Annotated in this window: 13 protein-coding genes; 6 read left to right on the top strand and 7 right to left on the bottom strand. The window is 66.6% G+C overall.

Annotation, left to right across the window (positions count from 1 at the left end; all coding sequences use genetic code 11):
* Window positions 1-36 precede the first annotated feature (36 nt).
* From AB0H82_RS10930 to AB0H82_RS10915, 4 genes are all read left to right on the top strand, one after another.
* Window positions 37-1,377 carry a hypothetical protein gene (locus AB0H82_RS10930; RefSeq protein ID WP_362991070.1) on the top strand — a complete coding sequence of 447 codons (1,341 nt, stop codon included), beginning with the start codon at window positions 37-39 and terminating at the stop codon, window positions 1,375-1,377.
* A gap of 41 nt (window positions 1,378-1,418) precedes the next feature.
* The gene (locus tag AB0H82_RS10925; RefSeq protein ID WP_362991068.1) at window positions 1,419-2,534 is read left to right on the top strand and encodes a glycosyltransferase family 4 protein; all 1,116 of its coding nucleotides are present in this window, start codon (window positions 1,419-1,421) and stop codon (window positions 2,532-2,534) included.
* A gap of 84 nt (window positions 2,535-2,618) precedes the next feature.
* Window positions 2,619-2,999 (top strand): hypothetical protein, encoded by a 381-nt coding sequence (locus tag AB0H82_RS10920; RefSeq protein ID WP_362991066.1) that lies wholly within the window; start codon window positions 2,619-2,621, stop codon window positions 2,997-2,999.
* 421 nt (window positions 3,000-3,420) lie between these two features.
* Window positions 3,421-4,170 (top strand): hypothetical protein, encoded by a 750-nt coding sequence (locus AB0H82_RS10915; RefSeq protein ID WP_362991064.1) that lies wholly within the window; start codon window positions 3,421-3,423, stop codon window positions 4,168-4,170.
* A gap of 31 nt (window positions 4,171-4,201) precedes the next feature.
* Here the strand turns inward: AB0H82_RS10915 and AB0H82_RS10910 are convergent, their stop codons facing one another.
* The 3 genes from AB0H82_RS10910 to AB0H82_RS10900 all read right to left on the bottom strand — a co-directional run bounded on the left by AB0H82_RS10910 (window position 4,202) and on the right by AB0H82_RS10900 (window position 6,243).
* Window positions 4,202-4,708: a hypothetical protein gene (locus tag AB0H82_RS10910; protein ID WP_362991062.1), complete on the bottom strand. Its 507-nt coding sequence runs from the start codon at window positions 4,706-4,708 to the stop codon at window positions 4,202-4,204.
* Window positions 4,705-5,796 (bottom strand): helix-turn-helix transcriptional regulator, encoded by a 1,092-nt coding sequence (locus AB0H82_RS10905; RefSeq protein WP_362991060.1) that lies wholly within the window; start codon window positions 5,794-5,796, stop codon window positions 4,705-4,707. Before AB0H82_RS10905 ends, AB0H82_RS10910 begins: the two co-directional genes overlap by 4 nt.
* 174 nt (window positions 5,797-5,970) lie before the next feature.
* Window positions 5,971-6,243, bottom strand: coding sequence for a hypothetical protein (locus tag AB0H82_RS10900; protein ID WP_362991058.1), 273 nt, complete (start codon window positions 6,241-6,243; stop codon window positions 5,971-5,973).
* 442 nt (window positions 6,244-6,685) lie between these two features.
* Here AB0H82_RS10900 and AB0H82_RS10895 point away from each other — a divergent pair, with 442 nt between their 5' ends.
* Entirely contained in the window at window positions 6,686-7,030 is a 345-nt protein-coding gene (locus AB0H82_RS10895; RefSeq protein ID WP_362991057.1) for a low molecular weight phosphotyrosine protein phosphatase, read from the top strand.
* Window positions 7,031-7,113: 83 nt separating this feature from the next.
* Here the strand turns inward: AB0H82_RS10895 and AB0H82_RS10890 are convergent, their stop codons facing one another.
* A complete protein-coding gene (locus AB0H82_RS10890) occupies window positions 7,114-8,307 on the bottom strand; it encodes a UDP-N-acetylglucosamine--N-acetylmuramyl-(pentapeptide) pyrophosphoryl-undecaprenol N-acetylglucosamine transferase (RefSeq protein ID WP_362991055.1) in 1,194 nt (397 codons plus the stop codon).
* Window positions 8,308-8,569: 262 nt separating this feature from the next.
* Window positions 8,570-9,346 carry an alpha/beta hydrolase gene (locus AB0H82_RS10885; protein WP_362991053.1) on the bottom strand — a complete coding sequence of 259 codons (777 nt, stop codon included), beginning with the start codon at window positions 9,344-9,346 and terminating at the stop codon, window positions 8,570-8,572.
* Between the two features lie 112 nt (window positions 9,347-9,458).
* Between AB0H82_RS10885 and AB0H82_RS10880 the strand changes: the two genes are divergently transcribed.
* Window positions 9,459-10,286 (top strand): helix-turn-helix transcriptional regulator, encoded by an 828-nt coding sequence (locus AB0H82_RS10880; protein ID WP_362991158.1) that lies wholly within the window; start codon window positions 9,459-9,461, stop codon window positions 10,284-10,286.
* A gap of 906 nt (window positions 10,287-11,192) precedes the next feature.
* On the opposite strand, the gene AB0H82_RS10875 is transcribed toward AB0H82_RS10880, so the two are convergent.
* Window positions 11,193-17,681, bottom strand: a complete 6,489-nt coding sequence (locus AB0H82_RS10875) for an RHS repeat-associated core domain-containing protein (RefSeq protein ID WP_362991157.1) — start codon at window positions 17,679-17,681, stop codon at window positions 11,193-11,195.
* 112 nt (window positions 17,682-17,793) lie between these two features.
* Window positions 17,794-21,891 carry a LamG domain-containing protein gene (locus AB0H82_RS10870; protein ID WP_362991051.1) on the bottom strand — a complete coding sequence of 1,366 codons (4,098 nt, stop codon included), beginning with the start codon at window positions 21,889-21,891 and terminating at the stop codon, window positions 17,794-17,796.
* Between the last annotated feature and the right edge of the window lie 76 nt (window positions 21,892-21,967).

Genomic DNA, 21,967 nt, shown 5'->3' with positions numbered 1-21,967 from the left:
CCGACCGGCTGCTGCCCCTCCACCCCGGGAGCTTCCTTGCGCGACGAATGGGACCACGCCCACACGGACTACACCCTGCCCGCGCAGCGCCGTCTTCCCGCCTCGCTGGCCGAGAGCGAGAGCGACTGGCGCCACTACCTGGAACGCTCAGCTCCCAACGGCTGGTTGATACGCCACAACGCCATGACCGAAGCGCTCACCAGCGGACAGCCGATGTACCTGCTGCACATCACCCGGGACATCGACGCCATCCGCACCAGCCGGGAGCTACACGTCTCCACCGGATGCCTGGTCGGGGCCCTGTACTGCTCGCCTCTCGCCCCGCAGCGCAAGGGCCTGCGCCCCCACAACCTCGGCGCCTACCTGCTGCGGACGAAACCTGCCACCACACCCATGGTCGTCGAGGTCATCCCCGATGCGCCGATCCGGCCCAAGGGCATCGACTACCTGCATCTCGGCGCCATCCACCTGCGCACCTACCAGCGCTATCAGCACCTGCTCACCCCGGACGAGCACAACCAGCTCGACCGCACCGTGCTGGCCGGGCTGCACGGCGCGGCCGCCTTCTTCGACGTTGCCCTGCGCAACGCTGCCGGCCGTGCGACTCCGGCCCCCGCGTTCATCGACCAGTTGTCCGACGCCGCCGCGGCCGTGCCGTTCCTCGGATACCTGTACTTCGAGGTTCTGTCCGAGTACCTGATGCTCCACTCCGCCACTCCGGAGACCAAGGCCTGCGCCCAGGAGGGAGAGCTGAACAACTGGCTCTACAAAAGACTCGCCTTCACCGCCGTGGACGGCATGCACGAGCTGTTCGACCTGGCCCGGTTCCATCCTCGCCACCACCGGCTCGTGCAACTCGTCGACGGCTTGGAGCCGGCTCTCGGCCCGGGAGTCGCCGAGTACGTCCGGCGGCGGCTGTCCCACCTGTTCGCCCGGACCGCGCTGCACCCGTCGCAGGATGTGGCGGCGTTCAGATTCCAGGGCGCTGATCTCAGCACGATCCAGAAGACCGCTCCTGGGCTGATGGGCCAGTTGGTCTTCCGCGAGATCCGGTACATGTCCCGCTATCGGCAGTTGTACCACTGCTTCGAGAAGGCCAAGGCTGTCGAGGCACGGGACTACTGGAACAAAGAAGGCATGCCTACCCCGTTCAACGGAATCCTCCCTAAGGGAGAGGTGGGGGTAAATCCCCTCTATCCTCGCTCGTCAGTCAGGGTCTGGACGGCAGAACAGGACAGCAGAGGCTATCTGCATCCCGCCGACGAGATCGCGGCCGTCGTCATGCCGCACCTGGCGGCATGGTGGGCGCCTCCCCGTCAGCGCGAGATGCAGACCGCCACCGACGGCCCAGGAGCCGATCTGGCTCTGGGAGCCTGATCTCCGATCCGCCTCGACGGGATCGATGAAGGAGTTACCGCATGACCGCCAAACTCCTGCACATCCTGACCGGCATCAACCGCACCTCCGAGCCCTCGACCGGGAGCATGATCCTCGTCAACGACCTCTACAGGGCGATGCCTGAAACCCACACGACCTTCCTGGGCAGGGCACCGGTCGACCAGACTTGGAAGACCGCGTTCGACCGGCTGCTCACCCTCTCCACGACGAAGCGCCCGCAAGGCCCGGACTTCGCCCCGTACGTTGACGAGCTGACGCGGGAGGTCGGTGCGCTCGTCGCGCAGATCCAGCCGCATGCCATCCACGCCCAGTACCTCGGGTTCGCGCTCAGCCTGGCCCTCACCCGAACTGCCGGCAGCATCCCGATCATCTCCATCGCCCACGGCCCCGATGTGATGGCGGCCGAGCTCAGCGCATCGGAACGCGATTGCATGTACGAAGTCGCTGCCGCAAGCGCCGCGATCGTCGTCCCGACCTCTGCCCTCGCCGAACGCATCGACCGGCTCACCGAACGCCGGTTTACCGATCGGCTCACCGTCATCCCGTGGGGCATCCGTTTGAGCGACGCCCAGGTACGCAATCGACCGCCCTCGGGAGCCGGCCCGTTGTCTCTGGTGCACGCCGGTCGTCTGGACGACAACAAATCCACGATCACCGCAATCGAAGCCCTCGCCCACACCGATCTACCCCACCACCTGACCGTCATCGGCAAAGGAACCCTGCGGGAGTACCTGAGCCAGCGGGCTATCGAACTCGGGCTCCGGGACCGGGTTCGCTTCGCCCCGTTCCTGCCCCGCGCCGAACTATGGCGCCGCCTGCCGAACTTCGACGCGTTCGTCTTCACAACCAGAGGTCTGGAGGCCTTCGGGCTCGTCCTCATCGAGGCTCAGGCCCACGGACTGCCGGTTGCCTACTCCGCTCTACCCAGCGCGAGGGAAATCCTCGGGAGCAGCGGTGCTTCCTACACCCCTGGCGACTCGCGCTCGATGGCTGTAGCTCTAGACGAGCTGGGCCGGGACGTCCACCGACGCAGGACCCTGAGCGAGGCCGCTCTCACAAACGCGCGCCGGTACGACATCAGCACCACCGGCCGCCGGCTGCGCGAACTCACATTGACAGCCCTGCGCGCTTCTTGACGTAACGGAAGGCGTCCCTGACGCGTCTTTGTGAGTGACCATGGCCTTGGAGCAGGCCCAGAATCCTTTGGGAGATACCTGCACGTGACCGACGAGTCATCACACCGTCTCGCCACCACAATCAGTCACCCGCACAAGTGGGTTGTCGCTGCCGAGATCACCGTCGAGGAGGCCGTGGCGCGCGTCGCGGACTTCCGCGGCTCCTTCAAGACCAAGGTCGAGCAGCGCATCGACGCGCTGGACACCTACTGCAGGAATTGCAGGCGGCCCTTCGCCGACGTCTCCGACTACGACTGCGAAGCCCTCGTCGACAACCGGCATCTGATCGGTGGTGACCAGTCTGTGCGGGCGAAGCGCAAGCCCGCCCCGGCCCCGCCGCCGGGCACCAAGCTCGTCGAGGGCGGCACCTACAGCCGGTACGGCCTCAAGGCCTACGTTGCCGACGTCTCCCGCCCTCACATGTAGGACCAGGGCGGGTGACCACGCGACGTTAACCCGGGGCGTTCCTAGCTTCCGCCGGGTGAACACGACATCCAAGGACAACCCCGGCCGCCATCGTGCCGGGGCGCGGCTCGCACGCGAACTGGCGGGGCTGCTCCTGGTGGTCACCGGAGTGGCTGGCCTCGTCACCGCCGCGTTCGCCGCGCGTCCAGCGGCCCGGCACTGGGCTGGTCGCCGCGGTGTTGCTCGGATTCGGCTCGTGGACGATGTATCAGCGGCCCCGGCCGGGCCAGACTGCTCACCAAGTCGGTGTCTGCTCCACTGTGGCGGGGGTGGCGCTCGCGCTCGCGTTGATCTGGGTCTTCTCCCCCATCGGCTGACTCGCCGCGGTGTCCGCCCTCGGTGTCGGCGCGGGCATGTGGCTGACCTCGGGTGTGGTGCGCTGATGGCCGGCCGCCGCTTCCTTCCCGCCCTGCACTTTCTGCTGACCGGTGACTCTGCGCCGACCGAGCCGGAGACGAAGACGATTTCCTGGTCGGGAGGCGGCGCCTACACGTCGACGATGTACGCGGGCACTGGCAACATGTGGGGCACCGGGGGCCGCGCGGACGGCTGGGACATGGACCGTGTCGTCACCGAGGGGTACGAGCGCGTCGTCTGGGTCTTCAAAGCCGTCGACACCATCGGCAAACACGCCTCCCGGCTTCCGCTGGAGCTGGGCCGCGGCCTGACCGAAGAGGGCGAGTTCGATGAGACCTTCCCCGATCACCCCCTTCTACGGCTGCTCAACGGGCGAGCGAACCCGCTGGAGACGGGCCCGATGTTCCGCGAGCATCTCTCCGGGCAGATCCTGCTCAGCAAGCGCGGGGTGTTCGTCGAGAAGACCCACAGCCGCGCCGGCACCCTGACCCGGCTCGATCTGGGGTCGGAGTACGCCGGTCACCTGTCGGTCATCGCCGGTGTCGACGTAGTCCGTACCGCCGGGGCCGGAGCGGCCAAGCCCCGCGCCATGAACTACGAGCATGCCTCCGCGAACGCCAAGCTGGAGATCCTCGCCGCGTTCGGCGCGCCCGAATCCGTCACCGGCAATGCATCCGGGCGGACCGCCGAAGCCGGAGGCGCAGCAGCCCCAGCTCGGCGACGACGACAGGGCCAGGACAAGGGCCAGCAGCAGCACGGCAGCGAGAACCTGTAGGGCACCGGTGACTTTGTCGCCCTTCCGCAGCTCAGTACACCAACCCCGGCGCCTGCCAGGTGCGCACGAGATGGTTGAGCATGGCGGTCTCGATGCCGATGGCGGCGGCCACGGCCGTGAGCGGGTGGCCCAGGCCGTGGTGGAGGACGGCCACGTCGTACTGCAGTGGCGAGTGGGCGGTCAGGGGCAGGGGGCAAGAGCGGCTGCCGGTGTGGGCCACGAGCTGTTCCCAGGCGTAGGCACCTGGATTGGGGCGGCTAATGACGTACGGCCAGTGGGTGATGAGGTGGCCGAAGGTGGCCGCGACGGCGTGCTGCGCCTCGTGGTGCGGCAGATGGGCGTGGGCGTAGCCGAAGTAACAGTTGTGGTGCAGGGAACAGAACGCCTCGAAGGCCGGCGGGAGGGCGAGCGGGGTGCCTGCCCCGATGGTCGGGGTGGTGAGCCGCGGGCGGCTGGGTGCGCCGCGGGGGCCTGGGTGCCGGCACGGCGGGTCCGGTGTGGCGGGGCGGAAGGTGGAGGCCCGGGCGAGGTTACTCATCCGAAGGCTCCGGCAGGCAGAGGGCTGACATCCGGGGCGGTGATGCGGTCGGGGTGAGGCCTGGCGGCCGCCCAGAGGGGGCGGATGGTTTCGGGACGTCCGTGCAGGGCGCTGACCAGGCGCCCCATCGTTTCCCATTCGGGGACGTGGGCGCCCTCCAAGATGGTGGAGATTTCGTGGGTGGACAGGGTGTGGTCCAGGCGTGAACTGAGCTGTGCGACGTCGGGGTTGGCGTCGGCGAGCAGGAGGCCGCGTAGGGCGGCGCTCAGGTTCACAGGTTCGGCGGGGCGCAGGCCGCGGGCTTCATTCCACAGGGGCAGCAGGTCGGCCGGGTCGGCACCGCAGGCGGTGGCGATCACGCGGGTGATCCGCCAGGAGGGCAGGCGGTCACCGGTCAGGACGCGGGAGATGTAGGAGCCGGAGACGCCGGCTTTCCTGCCGAGCGCGCGCAACGTGAGGGTGCTGGTGCGCTGGAGTTGGGACAACGCCCGGGCCAGTACCTGGCCGGGGTGGTCCAGGTCCCTGGCGGGGATTCCCTCATCGGTGGTCTCCGTGGTCTGCTCCCCCGGGCCCGGAGCTGCGGTCCGGTGCGGAGGGCGCTGGCGGGGGACGGCCCGCACCGGCGCGGCGGCGGCCGGCGGCGGCTGGCGGCGCTGGGCGCGCAGCTGACGGCGGCGGCCAGCGGCTTCCGCGGACCAGTGGCGGCTGACGTTGTCTGTGCCGACGTTCAGGGCGCGGGCGATGTCCGCGGACTTCTTCTTGTGCCCGCGGGCCTGCTGCACCACAGCGGCGGTCAGGTCCTGCACCTCCCGTTCGAACAGCGCGATCTGCTCGAGGGCCTCGAGCGGCCGCCCCTCGGTGATGAGGTCCTTGACGCTCTGCAGGTGGTGGACGCATTCACCGACGACCTGCTCGGCATAGGCGTCGTGGTCGCTCTCACCCTGGAGGCCGGACAGCTTGCGGTAGGCGCGCCCGCACGCGTCGGAGCAGTACCGCGAGGGCCGGCCCGGGCGGGGCTTGGCAGTCTGCGGGACCGGCTTGGTGCAACCAGGGTTGGCGCACCTGGGGGCCTGGTCCTTCGGAGTCATGTCGTGTAGTCCCTTTCGGGGGTGTGCTACCGGGAATCTCAGGTGGAATTGGGGGGTTCCACAGCGCCCCGAAGATTGCTCTCGGGAGCTTCTCTGATCGCCGCCCGGTCCGCGGGCGACCCAGCCGGGTGCCGTGGGGCCGCTGTCGGCAGCAGCCCCACGGCACCGGTGGCGTCAGGTGACGGAAATACGCCGGTAGCGCACATACGAGCGGCGCAGGGCGAGCACGAGGAACGGCACGACGGTAAGCGCGAATTCGCTCGACTCGGGCCGCATGACGAGCACGACGACCGCGAACAGTGCCGAAATGACCCCGCCGAGCTGCATGTTGACCTGCTGGTCACGCTGCTCGCAGGGTTTAGCCCAGACCTGTCGAGGGATGCTAGCTTCGGGTCCCTTCAGCCGGACGGTCCGCACCGGTCGGCTTGGAATGTGGTCGGGAGGCATACGCCCTCCTAGATCAGTGATCCGAACAGATGGCGAGTCAGCCCTGGTTCAGATGTGGCGTCCGGGCCGGGGCTGCTCGTACGCCGCCGAACGTACCGTTCACGCAGACGAGGCACCATCACTACAGTCCGTTAATGGGACACTTGCGGTTCTCTCTCGTTCGCTTTTGCGACTCCGATCGGAACTCGATCCAGATCGGTCAGACTGCAACGCAACAGAGCGCGAATATGCGCCAGTCACTCAGCCGGGTATGGCGGACGATCGCGCCAGGTCGCGCCACCCCTATGCCCACGCACCACCCCGCGCTCACCGACGCGCCGCCTCCTGAACGAGCGCCGAGCCCCCTTCGGTACCAAGCGACGCCAGCACGATCCAACGCTGGCACCCGCGACGGTCTCCGTAGCGAACGCCGCCCGGCAGAGCATCACGCCGTGGAGGGCACGTGCACATCCTGACCGTGTGCCTCGGCAACATCTGCTGCTCTCCCTATGCCGCCTGTGTGCTCGCGCACCGCGGCGGCCCGGCCGTGGAGGTGCGCTCGGCAGGCCTGCGCGACAAATGGGTCGGCATGCCCGCCCACCGCTACATGATCGCTATCGCGGCCGCCCACGGCTACGACCTGCGCAGCCACCGCGCCACCCAGATGAGCACCACTCTGCTGGAGTGGGCGGACACCGTCCTGGCGATGGACCGCGCAGTACTGACGGAGCTGCGCGGCTGCACCGATGAAGCGATCGCCGGCAAGCTCGCCCTGTTCCTCGGCGACCAGGACGTCGCCGACCCCTAGAGGCAGGGCGGGGACGTGTTCACCGCCTGCGTGGCCACCATCGAGGCGGCCGTGGCGCAGCACCTTGCCTGACCGGCAGGGGCCTACGCTCTGGCGGCCGCGAGCACGACATCGACCAGGCGCTCGGCGGCGTCGGGGCGCCCGTAGGACCGGGCCAGTTCCGCCATCGCCGAGCGCTGCTGCGCATCCGTCAGCAACGGTGCCACCGCGGCCTGCAGCCGCTCGGCCGACACCTCGTCGACCAGTGCGACGGCCGCCCCGTTGTCCGCCAGGTGACGCGCGTTGTGCACCTGCTCGTTGCCGACCGAGGTCGCGAGCGGGATGAGTACCGCCGCCTTGCCCAGCGCGGTCAGCTCGCTGATCGTCCCGGCACCACTACGGGAGATCACTACGTCGGCCAGGGCCAGCACGTCGGGCAGCTCGGCACCGACGTAACCAGTGAGGTGAAAGCGCGCCGCGCTCGACGCAGGCAGGTGTGCTGTCTGCTGGCGCAGGTTCTCGACGTTGTCGCGGCCGCATTGGTGGATGACGTTGGCGTGCTCGAGCAACCACGGCAGCGCCCCGCACACGACATCGTTGATCTGCTGCGACCCCTGGGCGCCACCCGTGACGTAGATGGTCGGCAGATGACGGTCGAACCCGTGCAGGTTCAAAGCCTGGATGGCCTTCTCTCCCTGACCGGTGAAGACTTCGGGGCGCACCGGGTTGCCGGTGACCACCGTCAAGGCACGCACCGCTTCCGGCAAGAGTGGCACGGTGGACTCGGAAGAGACGGCCACACGGGTCGCTGCTGCGGCGAGGGCCTTGTTGGCCACGCCCAGCCGCACCATCTGCTCGTGCACCACCAGGGGTACGTGGCACAGCCTGGTGGCGGCTACCCCGACGGGCACTGCGACGTATCCGCCGGTGGCCAGCACCACGTCGGCACGGAACCCGTTGATCACCTTACGTGCCTGGAAGACGCCAAGGGGGACACGGCTCATGTCCGCGACGTTCGCCGGTGAGACGAGTTTCAGGGGGTTCTTCGAGCGACGGATCTTGCCCGTGGCGACTGCCGTGAACGCGATTCCCTCGGCGGCCGCGACCCTGGATTCCAGACTGTCAGCCTTGCCTACCCACAGGACTTCCAGGGCGCGGCCTTGTGCCGCGAGCCGGGCCTGCAAGGTACGCACCGTTGTGAGGGCCGGGTACGTGTGGCCACCCGTCCCTCCACCGGTGACGATCAACCGGAGGGCCCGCGGCTGAAGGCGGTCGGCCTCTGCAACACGGTCGACCATCCAGCCGCATAGGCGCCGATCCACAGAATCGCCGGCCGGCTCAACCAGATGCTCCCCGCTCTGTTCTTCCCCAGTGACGACGAGCGGCTCGAGGAAGCACGGGTCCTGCCGAGAGTTCAGGGACCCCCGGCCGGCCGCGGCAAGCAGGTCTGGCGGAGTGCCTATCAACGCGGGAGGGCTGGGATTCAGTCTCGCGCTGTCATGCGGCGGGGCGTCCCGCGTGTGATCGTGGACGAAGTCGATTTGCAGGCCGTGCTGATGGTCAGACTGCTGGTGCGAAGGCCGTGATTGCCTCGACGAGATCGGCCGGAGCTTCCAGCGGGATCAGGTGACCCGTGTTCGGGATCACCGTGAAGTCGGCTCCGGAGAGGTAGGGCACCAGGTTGTTGACGAGCTCGTCGACGGGCTCGACATGGTCGTTCTCTCCGGCGACGACGAGGGCGGGGACGCTGATCATGCGAGTGTGCTCGCAGATGTCCTCCGCGATGCCGCGCAGCGGCCACTCAGTGCGGGCGGCATCGGAGCTGGCCCGCGAGTCGGTCGCGATCTGCGACTTGATCGATTCGGGCAGCTCGGTCGCGGTGAGGATGTGATCCCGTGCGCCGGCGACGGACTCGTCAGAGTCGTAGGCGTGGGAAAGGCCTTCCTGGTACTCGGCAGTGATCTCTACGGCGGGCTTCGCCGGAGCGGAACCGACGAGGATGATCCCGCGCAGGCCCACGGGCCGGGTCGCCGCTATGAGCTGTGCGATCTTGCCACCCATGGAATGCCCGACGAGGAGGTAGTCGGTGACGCCCGCGTCGGCGATAACGGCGAGCGTGTCGTCGGCGAGTTGGCGGAGGCTGTAGGGGCCGACCAGGTTGCTCGAGCGGCTCCACCCGCGGAAGTCGACAGTGAGCATGTCGCGTCCAGCGAGGCGGTCGACGACGAAGTCCCAGGTGCGGGCGGATCCACCCCAGTAGTGCAGGAATACCAGGGTCGGTCCGGTCCCCCGCCGGTGGTCGTAAGCGGGCAGTAGCGGCTGCTGCGTCATGTTCATCGTGACTCTCCCGATCAAGGTTCTGAGGCGGTTGTTCTGTGTGTTCATCGAATCTCTTCCGCTGCGCCGGGGCATCGGCACGACTGGTCGCCTGATGGTGGAAACTGGACAGATGGCCGTGATCCGCCAGATGACTTACCAGCGCGTCGGGCGCCGTGCCGCCACTGTCGAAACCATGACGTTCGACCGCCTTCGCGAGCTGAACGACGGCGGGACGCAGCGTGCCGACTTCCACGTCCTCGCCGTCGTCGATGCCGGGCACGGATCCGTCACCGTGGACTTCCTCCGACACCCGCTCCAGGAGCGGTCCGCGGTGTGGGTCGCTCCTGGAGCTGTGCACCGATGGGATGACATCGCTGGCGTGGCTGGGCACGCCGTGCTGTTCGTGCCGACCGCGCCGGTCACCCACGCCACCCGGGAACTCGTCGCGTCCCCGGACCTGGTCGCACACTGGTGCATTCCCGACGCGGACTGGCCGTTCGTCGACACCGCGCGCGACCATCTCCTCCTCGAAGCATCCGCCCCACCCGGGGATATCTCGATGGAGCTGCCTGAGATCCTGCTCTCCGCGCTCATCGCCCGGCTACGGCCTCCCCACGCCGAAGTACGGTCGATCAATCCGGTGTTCCGGCTGTTCCGGTCCAGCGTCGACGCGCACTTCCGGGAACATCACGATGTTGGTTACTACGCCCGGACACTGGGATACGCCCCCCGCACCCTCACAAGAGCGGTGCAGCAGGTCACCGGCCGCAGCGCGAAGGCGTACATCGTCGATCGGATCGTCCTGGAAGCCAAACGGCTCCTCGCACACGACCGCCTCACTGCGGCCGCCTGCGCCAACACGCTCGGCTTCCCCGACGCGTCCAACTTCTCGGTGTTCTTCCAGAGGGCGACAGGCATGCGCCCGGGCGCATGGCATGCGATGGTGGCCGCCGAGTGAGGGGATGTACTTAAAGCCACCGGACGACCTAGCCCCTGGCCGACGTCGTTTCGCAGCAGACTCCGCGACGCTCACCGCCCGGCAGAGGTCAATGCGATGGACTGGAAGCACAGTGACATCACACGGTCTGGTCGCCGTCGCTACCTCGGCATGCCGCATAATGATTTCATGACTTCAATCGTTCCAGTGGACAGAGAGAGCTTGCTTCACTTCCTTAGGGATTGGTACGGAGAGCCGAATCTGCCTGCAGTGCGTACGGCCAAGTCGAGCCTAGCGCCAAGTGCGCTAGTAGAGTGGCATGAGATTGCATCCCGATGGGGTGATGTGATCAACTCTCACAATTATGCTATTCCGTTGCCGGAACTCCAGCGCGAGGGCGGGAAAGTTCCGTTCTGGGTGGAGAACCAGGGAAATTGGGTTTGGTCCTTCGATCCTCGTAGGCAGGATGGTCCGGTATATGAAAGAGATCCATCTGGTGGGTCGGAGTGGACTCCCACGGGTGAGAATCTTTGGGAATTCTTGATTCATGCGACCGTGCTTGAGGCGGTCTTGGGTGCGCCAGTAAAGAAGACTGCATCCGGAGTAAGTGAAGAATCTATCTCCGCGTGGCCTGATGCCCGCGAGCTGCCCTTCCCTACGTGGAATTGGCCAGCCCCAGGGGCAAGAGTTGTGGTCGGCCAGGAATGGCTGGCGCTGGTGCATCCGGGAGATCTCCCTGAAGCCGGATACGACGTCATGTTGGCGGCCAATCAGCTGCGGAACCTGTATTGGTCGGAGCATTCGGAGATTGAGTGGCTCTCGCATCTAGACACTCGTGACGTAACGGAAGAGCCGCTACCCTGGTAGGCCGTACGCGAAGGGGAGGGTCGAATCTCCAAATTCGACCCTCCCCTTCATCTATATTTGTTAGTCTGCGCGACCAACGAATGTTTCAGTCTTTCGAGGAGAAACAACCCACAGCTTAACGCCTTCCGGAAGCATGTCGGGCAGCGTGCTCTTGCACGTGCCGCACGCTCCCGTCGGATAGTCGATGTACAGCACCGCTTTCTTGATTCCTGCATTAGATCGCAGGAATGCGGCGGCGTGTGTTTCTACGTGATTTGAATTCGCCTTCAATCGACCTGGGAGGTTCTTTAGCAGTTCGGACTGCCCTCCGGGGCCGCTGATCATAGGAAGCCGGTCTCCCCCGACATCAAGGATTCCCACGGTACGCCGCGAGTAGTCCTTAGGCAGGTCCTTGAGGGCTCCCCCGACGACCGCCTTGCTGGTAGCGGACTTGGCCGCAGCTCCAACGAGGCTCCGTGCGAGGCCTCCGGGCCCTACATCGATTGATCCAGTGAGAGGCACGACTTCTTTGCAGTCCGTGCGATCATCTGGGTTGCATAGAGTCCGAGGATCCGGGCCCTTGGTGATCTTGCGGACGACGGCTTTGGCCGCGCTCGCTAGCGTATCCAAGAAGTCGGGGACCGGGGTGTGGTCTTGCGCCTGAGCCTTGAGGAACTTGTCCCCACCGGTACCGTAACCAGACTGCGGGCAGAACCCGCCGCATCGATACTGCTGACGAGCCTGAGAGCCGGCTGTGGTGCCGGAGTTGCTGCCGCCGCCCCAGGTGTGGCCACCACCGCCCCCGCCGCGTCCTCCGCCACCCCTATTACCGCCGCCGCCCGTGCACACCATGATGGAGCAGGTGGAACCACAGGATTGCTTGACGCCATCCTTGCAGGGAATTTCGCCCGTGGGGTCGGGGAAGGTGAGGGGGTTGTTGTTGCCGTATGTGTAACCGTTGTTCTGCTGGGGGTCCGTCAGATCCATTATTGGGTCTACGGAGAGGAAGCGGCCGGTGGATGGGTCATACTCGCGGGCGCCAAGGTGGGTGAAGCCCGTCGACTTGGTGTCGTCGGTGCCGCCAACGAAGCCCTTGGTGCCTGGCCACGACTTCGGTGTCTCGCCGCGCAACCCACCGAAGGGGAGCGTGCGACGCTGGGCCAGCTTCAGATCCGCTGCCCCGATGGAGAGTTGTCCCGTGCCCTGGTGGTCCGCGGTGGTGAAGGTGATGGTGCCGTCGTCGTCCTTGACGGCCTGGTGACCGCTGCCGAGGGGGGTATAGCGGGTGGCTTTGGCCTTAGCGGCACCCTTGGGAAGGATGACTTCGGTGTGGCCGAGGTAGAGGGTGGTCTCGGTCGGTGTGCGGCCGATCAGGCGGTTGCCTGCCGTGTCGTAGAGGTACTCGGTGACCTTATCCTTCTCGCCCTCGACAGGTTCACTGACCTTGGCCAGGTGGCCTTCGGCGTCCCAGGTGAGTGTCTGGGTGTCACCGCGCAGGGTGCGGGTGGTGGTGTTGCCGGTGGGGTCGTAGCCGTAAGAGTCCTTGGTGGTGGTGCCTCCGGGCAGCTCCGTAGTGACGGAGGTCAGGGTGTGTGGTTGTGGTGTGCCCGGCTTGGGGTAGTCGTAGGTGCGCTCGGTGTTCTTGCTGCTGTGTCCGCCGACGTCATGGAGGGTTTCCGTGAGTCGGTTACCAGCTTTGTCGTAGGTGTAGGAGTGCCAGTACGGGGCCGGTCCGCCGGTCTTGCCCGCGGCTGGGGCGGTGGCGCATGTCTTGTCGCCCTGGGTCCAGGCTTCAGTCAGCCGCCGCAGGTAGTCGTAGGTGAAGCACTGGGTGTCGGTGCCGGTGCGGGAGACGTCTGCGACGGAGAGGATGTTGCCCGCTTCGTCGTAGCGGTAGGAGTTGTGCTGATCCACTCCGCTTTGGTCTTGGCGGTCGACCCGTGAGGTGGCCAGGCGCTGGGTTCCCTGTTCGTAGCTGTAGGTGACCTTGGTCTTCTTGCCGTTGGTGCTGCCGAATTCGTTCCAGTAGGGCTTGCCGGTGTGGGTGTAGCTGGTGTCGGCCTGGAAGCCATCACCCAGTACGGAGATGGGGCGCAGCGTCTGCTTCTCGTAGGTGGTGGAGTACCCGCCGGCGGGCAGGGAGCCCGCCTCCGAGTAGCTCACGCCTTTGACCAGGCCGGAGGGAAAGTAGGTGGTGCCGCTCTGGTAGGTGCCTGCCAGTTCCTTCTCGCTGTCGGGGATGACCACAGCGGTCATGATCGGCCGGTACTGCGAGTCGTATCGGGTGACCTTTGAGGTGTAGGCCTGCCCGTCCACGTAGCGGGTGGACTCGGCCAGCTGCCCCTTGGCCCCGGCGATGGTGTCGTAGACCCACTTGGCGCGCAGATCGCCCGTGGCGCCGTCCTTGCGCAGCTCGGTTCTGCGGCCGAGGTTGTCGTAGATGCTGGCAAGCACGGTGCCGCGCTGGTCAGTGGTGGTGGTTAGTTGCCCGCGGTCGTCGTAGGTGGAGTCCGTGGTGCCCTTGTCAGGGTCGCTCGACTTCGTCTGGCGGCCCAGCTGGTCGTACTCGTACGTCCAGTCGTTGCCCGCGGGATCGGTGACCTTCTTGAGCTGGCCACCGGGGTAGTAGCTGTAGGACGTGGTGTCGAAGACCGCGCTCTGGCTGCGGGTGTGGTGCTGGCGCAGCTCGGTCGTCTTGCCGCGGGCGTTGGTGAGGGTGGTGGTAGCGGTGGCGCCTGCTGGCGGGATGACGGTTGTGCGGTCGCCGCGGTAGATGGTCTTGGTGGTGGCCAGGACCTTGCCGCCGTCGCCGGTGCCGGCGATCTGCTGCTCCTCAACGGGGCGTGCGAGTCCGTCATAGGTGGTGCGGGTCTGGCTCTCCACGCTCCAGGCGTTGTCCGGCTTGAACAGGGCTCGACCCGGTGCTTCCTTGGCCTCGAAGTAGGGGGCGAATGTCTTACTGGGCAGGCCGCGTTCGTCGTAGAAGGTGTCGGTGAGAATGCGGCCGCCGTCGGGGCCGGGAGTCTGAGTCTGGCGTTCGCGCAGGAACCCGTCGTAGATCGTGTAGGTGGCGACCTGGCCGCCTTCGTTGTTCAGTGTCTGGCTGCGGACCGCGACTTCCTTGCCCTCGTCCACGAAGTAGCTGAACTGGTAACTGGGGGTTTGGCTCGTCTTGCGGTCGGCCAGCCAGACTTTCGCGGAACGGCCCAGCGCGTCGTACGTCATCTCGATGCGCTTGTCGTTCGTGTCGATCTTGGTGGCGGGCTGGCCGCGCAGAGGCTCCAGTTCGGTGACGGTGGTCTGTGCCGAGGCCGGGTCGGCTGCCTTGGTAGGCGGGCTGGTCTCGGTGATCTTTGTGGCTATCCCGGTGGCCGGGCTGTAGGCCGTGGTGGTGGTGCGGCCGTCCTTGCGCACGGCCACGACCGGGTCGCCGGTGCCGGTGACGGTGACATCCGCCGTCAGGTCGGTGGTGGCCAGTGTGCGGCCGTAGGAGTCGAAGGTGGCACGGGCTTCCAGGTAGGTGGCCTTGGTGCCGTCGTGCTTCTTCAGCGTCGCGGTTGCGCTGGCATCCCCCTTGGTGGGCGCGGCTCCGTAGGCTCCGCCGTCGTAGGCGGTGCGGACATCGGAGAGGACGTCCTTGGCGCGGTCGGGGGTGTCGGCGCACTTGGTGGCGACGGTCTCTTCCCGGGAAGGCAGGGTGAGGATGTTGTCTTCGGTGTTGGTGGCGTAGGTGGTGCGGGTGCACTGATTGTCGTCGGCCGTGCTGTTGTCGCCGAGATCATCGACCTGGGTGACGCGCCCGGCCACGGTGTCGTGTTCCGTCGCGGTGGAGGTGATGCGCCAGTCCGCGCCCGCCCCGTCGTCCAGGGAGGTCCAGGTCTTGGAGTGAGCGGTGCCGGTGAAGTTGGATGTCACCGTGCCCCAGTCGCGGCTCTTCTTCCCGGTCTCGTGGTGCCAGGGCCGGTCTACCGTCTTGGCCAGGACCTTGCCGCCCGGGCCCGAGTAGGTGACAGTCTTGTAGGGGAAACCTTGCGCCGACTCATGATCGGCGATCGGGTCGCCTTCGCCGTCGCCCAGACTGACCGAAACGTTCTTCGTACCGCCGGAGGGTTCCTTGCGGTCTCCGTCCATGCCCCGCAGGAAGTAGCTGTCCTCCTGCGACTTCAGTGCATCGGCGCCGCCCTGACCGCCGGTCTTGGTGCGGACGTGGCCGTAGCCGCGCCACTGCGACCAGGTCTTGAACTTCTGCTTGGTCAGACCGTCGTCATCGTCGTAGTGCCAGGCCGCGTCGCCCAGGTACTCATACGTTGTCGCCGCATCCGCCGCGCCGCCGGTGCGGTCGGTGGTCGTCGTGGAGGTGACGACGTACTTGTTGAACCAGTGCCGCTCCGGGTCGTCGCTGGTGGAACCGCCGATGTACTGCGGGAAGCAGCGGGTGGTGTTCGACTGCGGGCTCGGCAGGGCGTCGAAGGCACACGCCGGCTTCGAATAGTTCACGTTGATCTGGCCGCCGGACTCATCCGAGACACCGGACAGGCGGGCCTTGATGTACGGCGCGTAGCCGTCACCGATCTTGTCCAGGCGGTTTTCCATCTGGCTGTAGGCGAAGGTCGTCTTCGGCACGGTGACTGCGGGGTCGGCGGTGTGCCCCGTGCGCTGGACGGAGTTGAGCAGCAACTGGTAGTCGACGTCCGCCTGGCCCCACTCGTGGGTCAGCTTCCAGGAGTCGACCTTGCTGTAGGCGTCGCCGTTCAGGATCTGGGTGGTGACGCCGGTCAGGCGCTTGCGGGTGAAGAACGACGGGGAGAGGCGGCCCTTGTCGCAGTCCTCGCTTTCGCCGCAGTTCATGTCCCAGGGGGTGTCGTACCAGTAGAAGGCGTCCTTGCCGATGTCGCTGCAGTCGGTCTTGCTAGTGGGCAGGCAGCGCTCGGAGGTGGTGAAGTCGACCTTGGCCAGGGGCTTCTTGCTGTAGAGCGAGGAGGACTTCAGCCCATACTCGATGTGGTCCAGCACGCCGCCGCGCACATAGCGGGTGTTGTCCTTGGCCTTGAGATTGCGGCCGTAGGAGTTCTTCTCCTGGTCGTAGTAGTAGGCGATGGCGTTGCTGTGCGGGTCGACGACGTAGTCGAGGTTCCACCGCCAGCCCTGCTGGCACCATGAGTCGGCGAAGGTGTCCTTGTGGCACTCTTCGCCCGCGTTGTTACCGAAGACCGGAGCCGTCCACGTGGAGTTGGTGGTCGGCGCGCCCTCCTTCCAGCCCGGCAGCCGGTTGTATCCGAAGTAGTAGCGGACGCCGTTGGGGTCGGTCAGGCGCCAGTATTCGCCGTTGTCGTCCCCGTTGCCGCGCCCGGTGGAGGACATGCGGACGATGAGGGTCCCGTCATCCTGCTTGAACCGGTACTCCTCATCCGTTTCCTTGTCCTTGTCGGCGTCACCGGGCAGCGGGACCAGTTCACCACCCTTGCCGTTGAAGGTGATGAAGGCGTTGTCGTAGCCCCAGCACTGGTCACCGGGCTTGTTGCCGTCCGTGCCCTTTTCCCCGTCTTCCGAGCAGGGCTTGTAGCGGCGTTCGATGTAGCCGGGCCACAGGTCGAAGCCGTCGCCGGCCCAGGAGGACTGGTTGTTGGTGTTGCCGGTGCGCCCATCAATTGCTCCCGAGGAGTAGGACAGGCCCACTTCCGGAGTCAGGTCGCCCGGAACCTTGGGCACCGGCATGTCGTATGACCACGAGAAGTCACCGGTGTTGAGGTTGGTGTCCCAGGTGGCCGAGGCAGACAGCGAGGTCGCCTTGTAGTCGCCGCTGACGCTCTTCTCGTCCGCGACGGCAGCCAGAACCGTGGCCCCGCCCGCCCGCAGAGCCACCGAGTCCGCGGTCAGTGTCTTCTTCTCGGTGTTGTTGACCGTACGAACCGGTTCGGGCGTGCGGCACTGCTGCTTATGCGGCGTCTTCAGCACACATGCCGGCAGTTCGACCAGGGTGAGGCGGGAGCCGTACCCGCCGCCGAACGCCTCAGCGAAGCGGGAGTAGTCGACAGAGGCCCGGACCTTGCCCTGCGCATCGCTCGTGGCCTCACTGGCTTCGAGCGAGAAGAGCACGCCACGCACGCCGGCTTTCTGCGTGGTCTTGCGGTCGACCACCCGGGCCGTGATGTCGCCCTGCGGCGCCTCGCCGGTGACTGCTCTGGCGCCTTGACGGCTGCGCTTGACGGCAGCCGCCTTTGGGGCGCCCACAGCCAGAGGCAGGCCCTTGGCCTTGACGGGCTGCGCCTTGTTCGCGGATCCGCTGCCAGCGAGGTCGACTACGGCGGTGCCGGGCTCGGGCCAGGCCGCCTTCGGCGCGTTCTTGGGCGTCTTGAGGCCCTTGGACTGCAGCCGCGGGCGGGCCGCCTTGGCATCCCGGCCCTTGACTGGCTTCTCGGTAACCCCCACGGGCAGGCGCTCAGCGTCATCCGCCGCGGCCAGCGGGGCGGTGGCAGCTTGCAGCAGGGTTCCCACCAGTGCAGCCGACACCGCTAGGGCCGCCCGTTGCCGCCAGGCGGCATGGTGGCGAGCTCTTCTTTTGCTGTTCATCCTCAACAATCAATCTTTCAGGGCGACGCACACCGCTGCGCGGCATGGCATGGCCAGCTCAGTAAGGGAACAGGGGTGCGGCCGGGGAGCAGGCCGCTCCCCGGCACGCGGGTCAGCTGTCGCCGGGAATGTCGGTGGGGAGGCCGAAGAGGGAACTGGCCATCTTCGTGATCTGTGCATCCGACAGGGCACCCTGGATAGTCCATACGTCGTCGACCTGGCCGGCGAAGTACGTTCCCGTCGCGTCCCCCTTGGCCTTGCCGACCTGCAGGGATTTGGTGGCGGAGAACGCCAGAGCGTTGTCCGCCCACGCGATCAGGTCTTCGCAGGCGGTGTCGTCGGCTTCCCCGTCTCCGTCCGCGTCACCACAGGCGACTTCCTGCAGGTTGCCGTTGACGTAGAGGCGGATCTCCTTGGCGAAGCCGTCGTAGACCACCGCCAGGTGATTCCACTGGGTGACGGACTCGAACTCCGTACTTGCCACCTTCGTCACCGGTGCGTCCGCGCTGTCACTGGCCGGGAGGATGAGCTCCCAGCGGCCGAGCCCCTCGGCGGGGTCTTTGGCGTCGGGCACGAAGCGGACCTCGAAGGCGCTGCGGATGTTGCCTTCGGCGCTGAGCACGGCCATGTCGTGTTCCGGTGCCGCGGCCGCCTGGGCCCAGGCACTGACGGTGAAGCTGGACTTGGTGTCCACAGGCATCGTGGACGTGGCCGCGTAGGCGGTGGTGCCGTTCAGCTCCAAACCGTGAGCGTTGATCATGGACTCGCCGAGCTTCGCGCCTCCGTAGAGCTTCATCGGGCGCTTCTCCGCGGAGAGATCCGGCGTGGTGGCGGGAGAGGAGCTGGAGGTGTCCTCGAAGTTCCAGCGGCCCTTGACCAGCGGCCGCTGCTTGAACATCTGACGGACTTCCTCGGCCGAGACGGGACGGTCCAGCAGACGCACGTCGTCAATAGTTCCGGGGAAGTGGTTTTTGACCTCGCCGCTGTAGTTACCGGCAGCGAGGTACATGGACTGATCGGCATAGAACGCGCCGGCCAGCGGGACGGATCCGGCGCGGCTTCCGTTGACGTAGAGGGTCAAGGTGTTGGCCACTGTGTCGTGCACACCCACCAGGTGCGCCCACTCCCCCACGTACGCCTTATCGTCTTCCGGTTGCATGGCGCGGATGGGCGTCGCATCGGCTGCGTCGGCGGAGTACTGGTTGACGGCCCACCGGTTGTAGGTGGAGGAGTAATACAGCTCGAAGCCGGGGCGCTCCTTGCCGGCCTGCGCAGCGATGATCGCCGCGCCGTCGGGCTTCTTGTCGAGCTTGGCCCAGGTGGAGACGGTGAAGCTGCGCGAGGTGTTCACATGTGGGCCGCTGGTCTGGCCGATCTTGGCGTAACCGTCGGTGCCGTTGAACTCGGCTGCCTTGCCCGCCACGCCCGGCATGCCCGTGGTGACACCCCCCTTATATTGCGCGGGGAGTACTCCGCCGTGGCCGGTGATCTCGGTGGCGTCGGCCGCCTCGTCCAGGTCGAAGACGGCTGTCGCGGGCCGGCCCGGGTCGCCGATGGTGTCCTTGGCGTGCAGCTTGTCGACCTCGTCCTGGGCGAGGGGCTTGTCGAAGAGCTGTACCTCATCGATCGCGCCGGGGAAGAACGCGGAAGGTGCACCGTTGTAGGAAGCCGCTCCCAGTTGCAGCCCTCGGCGGGCTTCCCACGGCTTGTCGTAGGCCATCTGGCCCACGAGCTTGCCGTCGACGAACAGCTCCAGCATGTCGCGCGCCGAGTCGTAGGAGCCGATCAGATGAGTCCACTTGCCGGCAGTCGCGCCGCCGGGCTTGTCCGCCATGGCGCGAGCGATACCCGCATCCGCGGTGTCGGACTTGTACTGGTTGAAGGCCCAGCGGTCGTAGGTCTTGGAGTAGTAGAGCTCGAAGCCGGGGCTGTGGTTACCCGGCTGGGTGGCAATGACCGCGGCTCCCTCAGGCATCTTCGACAGCTTCACCCAGGCCGATACCGCGAAACCGCGGCTGGTGTCGACCACCGGAAGGTCGGTGGAGGCATACCCGTCGACACCGTCGAAGGACACCGCCTTGCCCTGCACGCCCGACGCGCCCGGGGTAGCACCGCCGTGCAGTTGCGCGGTGCGCGGCGGTGTCGAGCCCGTGCTCTGGGAGGCGTCTGCGGCCTCCTCGTCCAGCTGCCAGGTGGCCCGCTCGGGCTGACCGGCCCTGACTCGGTACTGGTAGGTGCGGATCTCACTGCCGTTGCCGGCAGAGTCGAAGGCGCGGGCCGTAATGAAGTTCAGCCCCGGCTTGGCCGGCAGCACCTCGGCTACCTTGGCGGCACCGCCGGACGTGGTGACCTTGTGCAACGGGGTGGGGTCACCGTTGATGCCGTACCAGTACGACGTCACATCACTATCCGCCGCGTCCAGCCCGAAAGAGCCGTACTTGCCCACCCCGTCCCGCCAGGGGTCGTTCGGGTCCTCGGGATCAGACTCGGGGTAGTCGCCGGAGGAAACGGCGGGAGCCTTGGGGACCTTGGTGTCGTACACGAAGTAACAGGCTGTCGGACTGCCCGCGTAGGACCAGGGCGAGTACTGCTCACCGTCGTGCACGCGCGCGTACCAGTTGATCTCCTTGTTCACCGGGATCGTCGAGGGCAACTTGATAGCGAAGACGGACCCTGAATCCTTGGCCGTCGTACGGCTCGGCTTCCAGCTGCCGCCACTCCACTTGGCCTGGAACTGTACGGAAACGTCGTCGCCGTCCGGATCCTTCACATCGACGGCGTAGACGTTCCCAAGCGTGCGCACCCGTGCGGCCTTATCCGAGCTCTTGCACGTGCCGCCGTAGGCCATCGTGAGCTGAGAGGCCTTGAGCTGCGCGGGCGGACGGTTGTACTTCACCCGTAGGAAGGCCTTGTCCGAGAACCGCTTCCAGCCGTAGGCATCGGACTCACTGGCCGCCTGCAGGCCGAACGTCATGGTCTTGTCCCGGCCATCGGCGGCATCCTGCACAGCCGCCTGCACCGAGAACTCGGCATCCTTCGCCGCACACCCGCTGTAGCCGTAGGCAAATGACTTCGAGGACAGCTTCTTCTTCCAGAAACCCGACTTGTTCTGCGAGTTCCACGTCGTGGAACCGGAGATGTCGTCGGTCGCCCAGAGCTCCACGGTGCGATCCGAGCAGGAGGCCGACCACGTGTTGCGCACCACGAACTCGGCGGACAGGATCGACTTGCCGGCGAACCTGGAGACGGGGATGCGGTAGAAGAGCCGCTTGGTGTCGTACGGCTGGCAGTAGACCCAGTTGCAGTAGCCCATGCCCGCGTCGTGCTCACCGTTGAACTTCCACTGAGCTGAGTCGGCCCAGTGCTTGGACGCCATCGTCCACGCCGTCGCATGGGGTGAAGACCACTGCGGGTCGATGAACACTGGGTAAGTGGTGTCCTTGCCCTTCAAAACGCCAGTATCCGGTGTCAGCACCAGCTCCTGACCGCCGGCAGGGACATCCACCTCGACGGGGCCGAGCTTCCCGGACTCGCCGGCCGACGGCTCCTCACCGGTTGCCATCTGGCCTTCCCGGCTCGCTGCCGCACTTCGTGCGGACTTGGCCCTGGCGGCCGGCGCAGTGCTCGGGCCCGGGCTGGAGTCCCACATCATCGGCTTTGGGGCCTCGAAGACCGTGCCCTTGGCACCCTCGTCGATGGCCTGGAGCCCGCCCTGGGCCGTCTCTTCGACCTCGACACCATTGGCGGCCAGCTTTAGCCGCAGCTGCGCCAGCTCCGGATTCTCCGCTGCCTTGGCCGACTTCACGACCAGAAGCTGCGTGAAGCCGTCCTGCTGCGCCCCCATGCGGAGGTCCACCCCTGGCAGTACCTCGCCATAAGTGGCCGTCGCTCCCTCAACCTGCGGTTCAGGAAGCTTGCCCGGCCAGGACAGCGCCAGCTCACGGCCGGCCTTCGTCATACGTACCAGCGGCGCATCACCGCCCGCAGAGAACGTGAGGCCAGTTGTCGTCACCTTCGGAGTGAGGGAGCCGTCAGCAGCCTTCACAAGATCGGTGTCGACCGGCTCCCATTTCCCGTCTTTGCGGGCACGGACCGGTCTGAGGTACTCACGCGCCTCGAGGTTCCCGTCAGGCGTGGCGTACACATCGCTCGATTCACCGCGCTGGGAAAGCACCTCCACCGGCTCCCCCGTGCGCTTGGCCTTGGCCATGGCAGCGTCAGTGCCGTCCTGCCCCGCGGAAGGGGGATCGCTTGCAGGCTTCGCCGCTGCCGGTGCGGGAGCCGAG

Origin of the sequence: Streptomyces sp. NPDC050732 (genome assembly GCF_040654255.1) — a bacterium.
GTDB lineage: Bacteria > Actinomycetota > Actinomycetes > Streptomycetales > Streptomycetaceae > Streptomyces.
This window is presented reverse-complemented; position numbering and strand designations above follow the sequence as displayed.

Coding starts and splice junctions, on each gene's coding strand:
- AB0H82_RS10925 (WP_362991068.1), top strand. CDS start 1,419: ATGACCGCCAAACTCCTGCACATCCTGACCGGCATCAACCGCACCTCC.
- AB0H82_RS10915 (WP_362991064.1), top strand. CDS start 3,421: ATGGCCGGCCGCCGCTTCCTTCCCGCCCTGCACTTTCTGCTGACCGGT.
- AB0H82_RS10910 (WP_362991062.1), bottom strand. CDS start 4,708: ATGAGTAACCTCGCCCGGGCCTCCACCTTCCGCCCCGCCACACCGGAC.
- AB0H82_RS10905 (WP_362991060.1), bottom strand. CDS start 5,796: ATGACTCCGAAGGACCAGGCCCCCAGGTGCGCCAACCCTGGTTGCACC.
- AB0H82_RS10900 (WP_362991058.1), bottom strand. CDS start 6,243: ATGCCTCCCGACCACATTCCAAGCCGACCGGTGCGGACCGTCCGGCTG.
- AB0H82_RS10890 (WP_362991055.1), bottom strand. CDS start 8,307: ATGGTCGACCGTGTTGCAGAGGCCGACCGCCTTCAGCCGCGGGCCCTC.
- AB0H82_RS10885 (WP_362991053.1), bottom strand. CDS start 9,346: ATGAACATGACGCAGCAGCCGCTACTGCCCGCTTACGACCACCGGCGG.
- AB0H82_RS10880 (WP_362991158.1), top strand. CDS start 9,459: ATGGCCGTGATCCGCCAGATGACTTACCAGCGCGTCGGGCGCCGTGCC.
- AB0H82_RS10875 (WP_362991157.1), bottom strand. CDS start 17,681: ATGAACAGCAAAAGAAGAGCTCGCCACCATGCCGCCTGGCGGCAACGG.
- AB0H82_RS10870 (WP_362991051.1), bottom strand. CDS start 21,891: ATGGCCAAGGCCAAGCGCACGGGGGAGCCGGTGGAGGTGCTTTCCCAG.